This window comes from Sulfuricurvum sp. (assembly GCF_023250475.1).
GTDB lineage: Bacteria > Campylobacterota > Campylobacteria > Campylobacterales > Sulfurimonadaceae > Sulfuricurvum.
Genome location: NZ_JAHFAQ010000078.1, coordinates 1 through 10,805, shown reverse-complemented (window position 1 = coordinate 10,805; position 10,805 = coordinate 1). Strand labels below are relative to the sequence as shown.

The window sequence follows — 10,805 nt, the reverse complement described above, 5'->3', positions numbered from 1 at the left end:
AAACATTCCGAGCATTCCTCCCATCGGAGATTCCATCACACTTTTGACAAGGGCTTTATAAGCGGGGCTAAAATCAGTCTCTTCAATGATCGGAGCCAAATTAATCGTCCGCTCTTGGGATTGAACAAATTTTTCTATTTTTTCCGGGGTAAAGAATTGTTCCATAATAAGTAGTTTAAGCGCCTCACGTATCGACTCAAACCGATCAAGAATAATTCCCGATCCATACAAAAACGGTACTTTTTCAAAAAGCATGTGTATGGCAAGCTGATTGGTCACGGCTCCGGAGAGGGCAAACAATCCGGCACTCCGCATTATCTCTGCACCCATTCCGTCCACAGTATAAGATACTCCGACTAAACCGACTGAAACGGCATTTGTTGCCCATCCTTTATCCATTTTAAAAACTCCTACTATTAATAGGGGTATTATACAAAAAAGGTTAAAGTTAGCCCCATAAAAAAGGAGCGGCACATGATTCTTAATAGTATGGATACCCTGCTTCGCCATTCTGAAAACTCGACCATCTTGGAAGCACTCTCCGCTGCACTGGATCGAAGCGATGAAGCTCCCTTCTGGCGGCAAAAAAGTCTGCCGTTATGTGAAGCGATTCTTAGCGTTCTTCTTCCGCTTAGAGAGCAAAATCTTCTCTTTGACCCCGAGGGGAATCCTCATGAGGAGCTGACCCCGGGACTCTTTGTCCGTTGGTGCGATCTCCTCAGCCTTAAAACCCTTGCATTTACCCTCTCACACAGTAATCGGGAGGGGAGATTGGTACGGACTCACCTTGCAGTTGAGCGTAGCAGTGCCTATCAGCCGATCGATTTGAAGGTTTTAGGTCTCTATCTCAGCGGTTACAGCGTCAATCTAAAAGATGAATGGGTTGATTTTCCGAATACCAACTATAATCTTCATATCGGAATGACATCGCTCATCGCTAAAATACTCGAAGGAAAATGTTAATGCAGGAAATGCAACCCCTCAAAGTCAACAGCTACCTCTCAGCAGGTGAGATCAAAACACTTCTTGAGAATGTCGAATATGTTCTGATGGCATCCCCCTCCATGATGACGGATGAACATCCGATCCACTTTAGTATTATCCTCAATACGTCCGATGTGATACCGGAAGAGGTAAAGCCTCTTATTCTGGAAAAATTCTGCCGTGAACTGGGGATAACCGCAACCTCACATATTTTAAGTAATCGTGAACGGATTGCCTTTGCCCTGACAACTCAGGAGACTCCGATGCCGCGCCATATCGTTGATGATGCCGAAGCCAATACCATCCCGTGGACATTGCTCCATATTATCGATTTTTTAGGAGATTCTCAAGGGTTTAAAGAGGCGAAAGATGGCCTCAGCGGATGGAGTTACAGTTATACTAATTAACTTTGGCAGATTGTTTCAATCTCATCTACCGTTTTTGCAATCATAAAGGAGAGATTCTCATACCCGCTTTCGGTAACGAGGATATTATCCTCGATACGGATACCGATCCCCCGATATTTTTCTTCCACGCTCTCATCATCGGCGCGAAAGTACAGTCCCGGTTCAATCGTCATCACCATCCCCGCTCGAAACGCTAAGCTCTCCCCTGCTTCATCCACATACGGACACGGGTCATGAACATCCAGCCCCATCCAGTGTCCTATCCCGTGAGGTGCATATTTTTTGTGCGCTTTCGCTTCCATCAGGAAACTTCGCTCCCCGCTCAAAATACCCAGCTCTATCAAAACGTCGCAAAGTAGTTCTTCACTGTAAACTTGGAGCCAATCCCTCTTTACTCCCGGTTTGATCGCATTAATGACCCGCAACTGTACATCCAGTACCTTTTCATATACGTCTTTCTGCGCATCGGTGAATTTTCCATTGATCGGGAAGGTACGGGTTATGTCGCTGGCATAAAGTTCCCACTCGCATGCCGCATCAATCAATACCAAATCGCCCTCACACAGTTCATCGCGGTTATCAACATAGTGAAGAGTATTGGCGTTGTTTCCCCCTGCAACAATTGCCCCGTAGGCTTCAGCTGCGGCTCCGTTATTTAAAAAGATATAACTCATATGGGCTTGCAGCTGATATTCTCTCATCCCTGCACGGCATTTTTGCATCGCGGTATGATGTGCCTCTGCCGTAATTTTAAGCGCTTTCGTAATGTGTGCGATCTCTTCATCCGACTTAATCAATCGCATTGTTCGGATAAGATGGGTGATATCGCAAATAGCGCGGATATGACGTTTGACCCCTCGTGTTTCACGCAATGCCCGAGCGGCACCTTTTGCCTCAGTGAGAATCAAAGATTCATCGTGCAAATCAATATAGAGATTGATATGTTCACGCAGAAGCTCTTTGATCATCCCGCTGTATTCGGCACTGTCATGTACTTCATCGACACTAAAATGCTCACGTGCTCTCTCTAATCCTATACGCTCACCGTTCCACAGTGCGTGTTCGGCATTATGCGCTTGGACAAAGAGGAGTGTTTTGGTTGATTCGCCACTCTTGCTGAGTATAAGAACAGCATTGTCTTCATTCAGCCCGCAGAGGTAATAAAAATCACTGTTTTGACGGTAAGGGTATTCGGTATCATTGGAGCGGGTTTTAGCAGATGCGGAAGCAACAATCGCCACCCCCTCTTCCATAAGGTCGAGTAGTTGAGCGCGGCGCTGTGAGAAGTGTATTTCATTCATGGCGATATTGTGCCATAAATGGAGCCAAATTAGAAATTTCGCTCCAAAAGTTTACCTACTTTGAGGATAGTAATAATTCGGTCGGCTTGTTTGCCGACACCATCGATCATACTCTCTTCTTCGGCAATCGTATCCGGCGCAGGCCCGACATCTTTTTTCGGTAACCGTATCGCTTCAGTGAGACGGTCAATGACGAATCCGGCAACATCATCACCGTTTTTCATCACGATAAAACGGGTCTCTTCGGTATGCTTCATCGTCTCTAATCCGAAACGTGAACGCAAATCGATCAACGGAATAACCGAACCGCGAAGATTGAATACGCCCAAAATATACTCAGGCGTTTGCGGAACACGTGTCCAAGAAATCGGTTTAATAATCTCTTGGATGCTCAAAATGGGCACCGAAAACTCTTCATCACCCACGATGAATCCGACCAATTGAATCACTTCATCGATTTTAACATCATCTCCGGAGAGGGTTTTGTTCTGTTTATTAATAATTTGTTGAAGTTTTTCGCTCATTGTTATAGCCCCTCATTAAACTTAATATTGCGTTTGACAACGTTCATCAGATATTCCGGAGAATACGGTTTTGTAATGTACTCAACCATACCTGATTCAACCCCGCGCATACGGTCCGCTTTTCCGGTACGGGATGTGACGGCAATCAGCGCAAGATTTTTATATTTATTGTATTTTTTGATCTCTGCCGCCAATGTATACCCATCCATACGCGGCATTTCGATGTCGACTAGCATACCGTCGAAGTTATGGTCACCCTGCTTTAGAATATTAAGGGCTTCGACTCCGTCATTGGCTTCAATCAGGGTAATCCCCATCGGTTCAAGCGCTTTGCGCATGATGGTACGGTCGGTTTTGGAGTCGTCTACGATCATGACACAATAGTCGGTCGGAGAATTTTTAGCTCCTCCGCGATTTTTGGCTTCCGCACTCTCTTGACCTACGGTCGATTTAACCGATTTTGCCATCTGCATCAATGCCGCAACATCAACGATAAAAGTTACGCCGCCATCGCCGCGGATTGTTGCTCCGGCAATCCCTTCGATCCCTTTGAGATATTCGCCCAAAGACTTAATAACGATCTCTTCTTGTCCGACCAATGAATCGACGATAAGACCGATTTTACTCTCAGCCAATCCAAGAACAACCACGTAAGCATGTTCGCTGTTATCGAATACACGTTCAACTTCGAAAATATCTCCGATATGAACGAGAGAGAGAACTTCATCGCGAAGACGCATAACGGAGCGGCTTTCTACCGTATAAATCTCATCTTTGCTGATACGAACCGTCTCAAGAACCGATGCAAGAGGAATCGCATAATACTCTTCTTGAACACCGACCAGCAACGCTTGGATAATCGCCAAGGTCAATGGGATTTTGAGTTTCATCGACGTACCCTTGCCCACTTCGGAGTCGATATCGATCATACCGTTGAGTTTTTCGATGTTCGTTTTTACAACGTCCATTCCGACTCCGCGTCCTGAAACGCTTGTCACTTGTGCGGCAGTCGAGAAGCCCGGTCTGAAAATCAGTCCGAATGCCTCTTTCTCAGACATTAGATCAGCCTCTTTTTCGGTAATAATCCCTTTTTCAATGGATTTGGATTTAAGCATATCGGCATCAAGACCTTTACCGTCATCAATAATCTGAATAACGATATGGTTCCCTTCATGATAGGCTTTAAGCTGAATCGTTCCCCCCTCTTCTTTGCCGGAAGCAAGACGTATATCCGGTGTTTCGATACCGTGGTCACAGGAGTTACGGATAATGTGAACGAGCGGATCGCCGATCTCTTCGACAATTGATTTGTCAAGCTCCGTCTCTTCCCCGGTAATCTCCAACTCAATTTTCTTATTGAGTTCGCGAGAAAGGTCACGGATCATACGAGGAAATTTGTTAAACACTTTTCCGATCGGTAACATACGGGTTTTCATAACCGCAATTTGCAAGTCGGTCGTCACCAAAGAGACAATCGATACAACCTGATTGAGTTCTTCGAGGAACGCTTCCCCTTCGTAACGCTCTTCAACGTCATCATTGATTTTAATCAAACGGTTTTTACCCAATACGAGTTCACCGATAAGGTTCATCAAGTGGTCGAGCCGTTTAACATCGACACGGATCGTCTGTTCCACTGCAGAACCGCCCCGATTTTCACCATCATCTTTCGGTTCGACTTTTTTAGGTGCAGGAGCCGCTCTAACAGGTGCAGCAGGTTCACTCTTAGGAGCGGCAGGAGGAGTAGCCGCTACCGGAGCGGGAGCCGCCGGTTCAGCTTTCGGTGCTTCCGGTTCGTGACCTTTTTGTGAACGTTTTGCAGCATCTTCCGCTTGACGCACAGCGATCAAACGCTCAATTTCCGCTTCCACTTCCTCTTCGCTCATCCCTGAATAATCAGGTTCTTCGTCCTGAACTGCTGTCACAGTTTGTCCGCCATGAGCAGCACGCTTTGCCGCGTCTTCTGCTTGTCGAAGCGCAATCAGACGCTCGATCTCCGCTTCCACTTCCTCTTCGCTCATCCCTGAATAATCAGCTTCCGCTTCTACCGCGGCTACCGGTTCCGGAACAGGTGCAGCAGCAGGTGTGGCAGAAGGAACCGTTTCTCCCAATGCAGTACCGTTTGCTACCGCATCTAAACGAGCAACACACGGATTCACTTCCAATCCGCTATCTTCACCGCTGTCTCGGATACGGACAAGGAGCGCTTTCATCAAGTCAATCGATTCAAGGATAACGTCCATGACGTTGGCATCTATCACCAAATCTCCATGACGAGCCATATTCAATAAATTTTCCATATGGTGAGTCAAATGGGTCAACACATCGAAATTTAAAAAAGAACTTGCCCCTTTAATCGTGTGGGCTACCCGGAAGATACGGTTTAGCAAATCCAAATCATCAGGTCGTGACTCGAGCTCCACGAGATCTTGGTCAAGCTGCTCAATCAGTTCAAACGACTCAACCAAAAAATCTTGTAATATTTCTTGAAATTCATCCATTGCCTATCCCCTATTGAATATGAGCACGAACAACACGTGCTACTTCATCGTAAAATAAATTCGAATCAAATTTGACCAAGTATGCTTCTCCGCCTGCCTCTTTTCCGCGAAGCTCACTGAAATAATCACTGATAGACGAATTAAAGACAATCGGAATCATTTTGAATCTTGGGTCTGCCTTCACATTCGCCGCGAAATGAAATCCGTCCATCAACGGCATTTCAATATCCGAAGCGATAAGACGGAGTTTGGAAGCTATACCTTCACCATACTTCGCGTACAACTCTTCCAAGATTCTAAGACCGTTTTCTCCGTCGGTCGCTTCGATAACATCAAAGCCCATTTGTTCTAACGCCTCTTTGATAATACGGCGTGCCGTACCGCTGTCATCCAGTAGCAAAACATAGCCGCTGAAATTGTATTTACCGTCTTCCAGTTTACCGCTGGCGGGTTGATAAAGGCCGAGTTCTTGAACAACGCTTTCCAAATCCAAAATTAAAAGAACCGCATCGTCTTCAATACGGGTGACTCCCGTTATCTTAGAACTGTCCATTCCGCCATCACCCGAGACAAAAGAGGCAGGCTCAATATCTTTCCAGTTAATACGACGGATCCGTTTGGCTTCGTGCACGACGAATCCGATCAAAATGTTATTGAATTCGGTAATAATAACCCGGGATTCTTTTTCTATCCCATCCGGTGCGTCAACTCCCATCCATTTAGCCAAATTGACCACCGGAATAACCACACCGCGAAGATCAAAGATCCCCTCGATAAACGGCGGTGTTCCGGGCAACTCGGTTAATTTCGGAAATCGGATAATTTCGCGCACTTTAGCAACGTTAATACCGTATATCCCCTCGTATACTTCATCGCCTTCGCGCTTAAATATACGAAAATCGACAAGCTCCATCTCGTTGCTTCCGACTTTTAAAATCTCTCCTTGTCCCTTCATCGGGGCTCCTTACGAAACATTGCTTCGTGCAATAACGTCTTATTTTGAATTGATTGTACAGTAAAGTATCTTTCATTGCAAGCAAAAGCGCCCACATTGATGTAATCAAACTGAGGATAATGGATCACTCTATTTTGATGAAAATGTCCCTCGATAAGGATATCGATTGATTCGCTTTTCAAGGAGCGCAATCGCTTTTCTATCAGTGCATCAAAATGCTCAATACTGCGGCAATGGGATTTGCGTTTCATCTCTTTTTCCAGCCAAGCTACGATAAACCCGCCCCCTGCCGTATCGATAACACGCAATACGCCCAAGACTAAAGTACTGCGTATCAATGCCGTATAGAGCTCATACCCAAAACCCATAGCGCTGTCGCCGTGGGAGAAAGCAATATTTTTCCCCTCATAACTCATGGTAATCGGCTGATTTTCACGACGGATTATGGTGATATCAGGAAATAAATCTTCAAGTAAAAAATCGTGATTCCCCTCGAGATAGATGATTTCTATTGTTTTACAGAGGCGGTTTAAAAGATCGATCCCTTCGGTGTTGTAACCGTATGTTCGGGGTATCGGTCCGTAAAGCATATCAAAGATATCTCCCATCAAAATGAGCTGCGGCGTCACAACCTCACCGGACTCGAGGGCACGAAGAAAGTCGATAAACGGAGTACGCCACGGTGCGCAATGGGCATCGGCAATGAGAATTGCCCCCGGTTGGAGAGGTTTAGGGGACATACGCAATGCGCGGGATACCGAGCCCTTCATCCAGTCCCATCATGATATTGGCATTGACCAATGCCTGTGAACTCGCCCCGCGCATTAGATTGTCAATCGCACACATAGCCACCAGCGCATTATCGTGACGGGTTGCGTAAACATCGGCGAAATTGGTTCCGGAGGTCATTTTGGTATGCGGCGGTGCATTGCGGAGGCGGACGAACGGTTTATTCTGATAAAATTTTCCCATCTCCGCCAGCGGGTCACACTCGGTTTTTAGCGTTGCGTACACACACGAAAGCATCCCTCGCGTCATAGGGACAAGGGAGGGGACAAACGTTACTTTGACGGCATGAGAACATAGCGACGATGCATGCTGTTCGATCTCGGTAGCATGGCGGTGTTTGATGATGTTGTAGCAGTTGATGTTGTCATTGACATTGACATAGTGAACCGTGCTGCTCGGAGATTTTCCCGCACCCGAAACACCGGTTTTGGAATCGATAAAAATCGGCTGCGACAAATCGATATGATCCAAAAACGGGGCCAATGCCATCAGTGAAGCGGTAACGTGGCACCCGGGGTTCGCAATAAGTTTTGCTCCGGCAGCTAGATTGCCGTGAAATTCAGGAATCGAATAAATGGCATGCGAAAGGTTATCCAAATCCTCATGCTCACAATAAAACGCTTCGTAATTTTCCTGACTCAACCGATAATCGGCAGAGAGATCGACGACTTTGATATCTCGTTGCAATAACCCTTTAGCCGTTTGCATTGCCGTTTTATGGGGAAGTGCCAAAAAGACAAGTTCACATATCTGCGAGGCGCGATCGATATCAACCTTTTCAACATTCAGATCACACACACCCAACAGTGACGGATGAAGATCTGCAACGGTCGTTTCACCTTCCGTATTGGCACAGTAGACAAGATTGAAAATCGGATGGGAAATAAGCATTTTTACGAGTTCTAACCCCGTATAGCCGCTGACTCCGATAATACCGACGTTAATGACTTTCAAACACGATCTCCTGATATTTCACTTCAAGTACTTCAAAGTTTTTAACACCGCCGGGGAGCTTTGCGTTGAGTTCATCCCCCTCTTCACGTCCTAAAAGCTGTTTTGCCAAAGGTGAGTTAAACGAGATTAGACCCCGTTCGGGATTGCTTTCGCAACCGCCGACAATCGTATAGGTCACCTCGCTGTCGGTGTCAAGGTCAGAGAGCACTACCGTCGAACCGAAACTTATACGGGCATGTTCAAGTTCACTCGGATCGACAATCTGCGCACGCGAAATCACCTCTCCCAGTTCTGCGATACGGGTTCCGATGAACGCCTGTTTTTCACGCGCCGCATGGTATTCGGAATTTTCTTTTAGATCTCCGTACTCTTTGGCACGGTCGATTTCGACATTAACTGCCGGCAAATCGATATTCTTTAGGGTATTCAGCTCATCACTTAATCGCTGAAAACCGTATTTTGTCATGGGTTCTTTTTGTTCCACTGTTTGCTCCGCAGAAATAATAATGGGACATTATACCAAAGCTATCGTCTCAATTACCGATGATGCTCATATGATTGGGGGATTTTTTTGCATTTTTTTTCTCCATGGCGAACATCCGCTGCAGATGCTCACTCGAGGTGATCGACGAGCCGCTTCCCATCCGAATCACGACGGAACTGACTCCGAGAAGTTTAAACTCACGCACGTTGCCGTCCCGATCTTCCCCGACGATACAGCCGCGTTCACGATCTGAGGGCTCATAAAATGCCCTTACCTCATCACTGAAGGCTGCAATCAAAGTTTCAATCTCACCGCATATCGTTTCAAAGGTATGTATCTCATCCAAAATTGCCCCCACAAAAAAATCATCCCCTCCGATATGCCCTTTAAAATAATCGCTACACAGCACTTTATGCATCAGTTCGGCAAAAAGCAAAATGACCCGATCTCCGCTGCGAAATCCGTAATAATCGTTGTAGGGCTTGAAATGATCGAAATCAAAATAGGCCAATACCGTATCGGAACCGCTCTCAATGACGTTGGCGATGTATTCGTTGATCCTAAAATTTCCGGGAAGTCGTGTCAGCGGGTTTTCATCGCGCGCTCGGATAAGATTACGCTCATGTACCACCTCGATCATCTCCCGTGCGCTAAGATATCCGATGTAACGGGAGGACTCAACGATTAAAACACCCGGTGCATTTTGTGAAAGGGAAAAGAGTTCGATCATCGTCTCAAGAGGCATTGTCAGATCAACTACGGGAATCGGTTCGATATAGTTTTCGAGTGCGGAGAGATTGGAAGAGCGGTTTTGAGTCAAAGAGCGCCCATACGGAGAACAGGCGATGGATTTGAGCTGATGTTCATGGATAATGCCCACCGGATGCATTGCCGTGTCCAAAACGGGCACGAGATAAGTCCCTTTTTCATTCAAAAGATCGAGCAATACCTCCATCGAATCCCCGACCATGATTGCTTTAAGCGGTTCGAGACGTTTTAAGACTATTTTTTGATTGCTTATCGAACGCTTTTCTTCTTTAAAATTATCCGATAGTATGAGATACTTATTGACAACAAGGGTGCAATCGAGCGTCGGACGCTGGACAAAATATCCCTGTACCATGTGACAGCCGATCTCTCTGCACACCAACAGTTCCCGTTCGGTTTCCACCCCCTCCGCAATGACACGGCACCCCAGCAAAGTTGAGAGCTGCACCATATTACGAGCCAGCAGCTTTTTTTTGGGATCCTTGTCGATATCCGTTAAAAAGAATCGATCAATTTTGATAATATTGGGGGTACAGTGATAAAGAAGTTTATATCCTGATTGTCCGATACCGAAATCATCAATCGCAATGCAAAACCCCTCATCGCCATAATGGTGCATCAATTTCGTAAAATGATCAATATTGAGAATTTCATTATGCTCTGAGAGTTCAAAGACGATGGCTTTGGGGTCCAGGTTGTGACGTTTCAGAAGGCGAAAGGTGTTCCCTTTCGAAAAGTCGGTCATCTCTAAAACACGGTTATCAAGATTATAAAAAAGTTTAAGACTCTCATACCCTTCAATCGTACAAAATTTATCAATCACCTTTTCACGAAGAAGCAAATCAAACGAATAAAGGATATTCTCCTCATAAAGGCGGTCAAAAAAAGATTCGATACTCTCAAATCCGAGGGTATCGGTCCCCCGAAGCAAGGCTTCCACTCCGAAAAGTGTTCCGGAATGGATATCTACGATAGGCTGAAATGCGACATCCAAAACGTCGAGGTAGTGATGATAAAGGGGGTGCAGAGGTTCCATGAGAGTGAGTATAAATCCCTCTTGTCACAAGAAGGTTACAAAGTGATTCTTTTACCGATATCAGACTTGCTTCATCACTTCGGTTATCACTTTAAAATATCT

The 10,805-nt window shown here is 45.8% G+C and carries 10 protein-coding genes and 1 pseudogene; 2 read left to right on the top strand and 9 right to left on the bottom strand.

Going from position 1 to position 10,805, the window contains the following annotated elements; translation table 11 throughout:
• Nucleotides 1–399 (bottom strand): annotated as a pseudogene (locus Q0C19_RS08235) (DUF445 domain-containing protein); the annotation flags it as partial.
• Nucleotides 400–474: 75 nt separating this feature from the next.
• On the opposite strand from Q0C19_RS08235, the gene Q0C19_RS08230 reads away from it, so the two are divergent.
• Together Q0C19_RS08230 and Q0C19_RS08225 are read left to right on the top strand one after the other, a co-directional pair.
• Entirely contained in the window at nt 475–963 is a 489-nt protein-coding gene (locus Q0C19_RS08230) for a hypothetical protein (RefSeq protein ID WP_295055001.1), read from the top strand.
• Nucleotides 963–1,391, top strand: a complete 429-nt coding sequence (locus Q0C19_RS08225) for a hypothetical protein (RefSeq protein ID WP_295054999.1) — start codon at nt 963–965, stop codon at nt 1,389–1,391. Before Q0C19_RS08230 ends, Q0C19_RS08225 begins: the two co-directional genes overlap by 1 nt.
• Here Q0C19_RS08225 and Q0C19_RS08220 read toward each other — a convergent pair.
• The 8 genes from Q0C19_RS08220 to Q0C19_RS08185 are packed head-to-tail and all read right to left on the bottom strand — an operon-like array spanning nt 1,388 to nt 10,703.
• Complete coding sequence (locus tag Q0C19_RS08220) at nt 1,388–2,692, bottom strand: aminopeptidase P N-terminal domain-containing protein (protein WP_295054997.1); 1,305 nt, start codon at nt 2,690–2,692, stop codon at nt 1,388–1,390. The genes Q0C19_RS08225 and Q0C19_RS08220 overlap by 4 nt on opposite strands.
• A gap of 29 nt (nt 2,693–2,721) precedes the next feature.
• The gene (locus Q0C19_RS08215; protein ID WP_295054995.1) at nt 2,722–3,216 is read right to left on the bottom strand and encodes a chemotaxis protein CheW; all 495 of its coding nucleotides are present in this window, start codon (nt 3,214–3,216) and stop codon (nt 2,722–2,724) included.
• A 2-nt stretch (nt 3,217–3,218) separates the two neighbouring features.
• Complete coding sequence (locus tag Q0C19_RS08210) at nt 3,219–5,717, bottom strand: chemotaxis protein CheW (RefSeq protein WP_295054994.1); 2,499 nt, start codon at nt 5,715–5,717, stop codon at nt 3,219–3,221.
• A 10-nt stretch (nt 5,718–5,727) separates the two neighbouring features.
• The gene (locus Q0C19_RS08205) at nt 5,728–6,672 is read right to left on the bottom strand and encodes a chemotaxis protein (protein ID WP_295054991.1); all 945 of its coding nucleotides are present in this window, start codon (nt 6,670–6,672) and stop codon (nt 5,728–5,730) included.
• Entirely contained in the window at nt 6,669–7,442 is a 774-nt protein-coding gene (locus tag Q0C19_RS08200; RefSeq protein ID WP_295054988.1) for a metallophosphoesterase, read from the bottom strand. The genes Q0C19_RS08205 and Q0C19_RS08200 overlap by 4 nt, the downstream gene beginning before the upstream one ends.
• The gene (argC, locus tag Q0C19_RS08195; RefSeq protein ID WP_295054987.1) at nt 7,402–8,415 is read right to left on the bottom strand and encodes an N-acetyl-gamma-glutamyl-phosphate reductase; all 1,014 of its coding nucleotides are present in this window, start codon (nt 8,413–8,415) and stop codon (nt 7,402–7,404) included. Before argC ends, Q0C19_RS08200 begins: the two co-directional genes overlap by 41 nt.
• A complete protein-coding gene (gene greA, locus Q0C19_RS08190; protein ID WP_295054985.1) occupies nt 8,402–8,899 on the bottom strand; it encodes a transcription elongation factor GreA in 498 nt (165 codons plus the stop codon). Before greA ends, argC begins: the two co-directional genes overlap by 14 nt.
• Nucleotides 8,900–8,948: 49 nt before the next feature.
• Nucleotides 8,949–10,703, bottom strand: coding sequence for a GGDEF domain-containing protein (locus tag Q0C19_RS08185; RefSeq protein WP_295054982.1), 1,755 nt, complete (start codon nt 10,701–10,703; stop codon nt 8,949–8,951).
• Nucleotides 10,704–10,805: the final 102 nt, after the last annotated feature.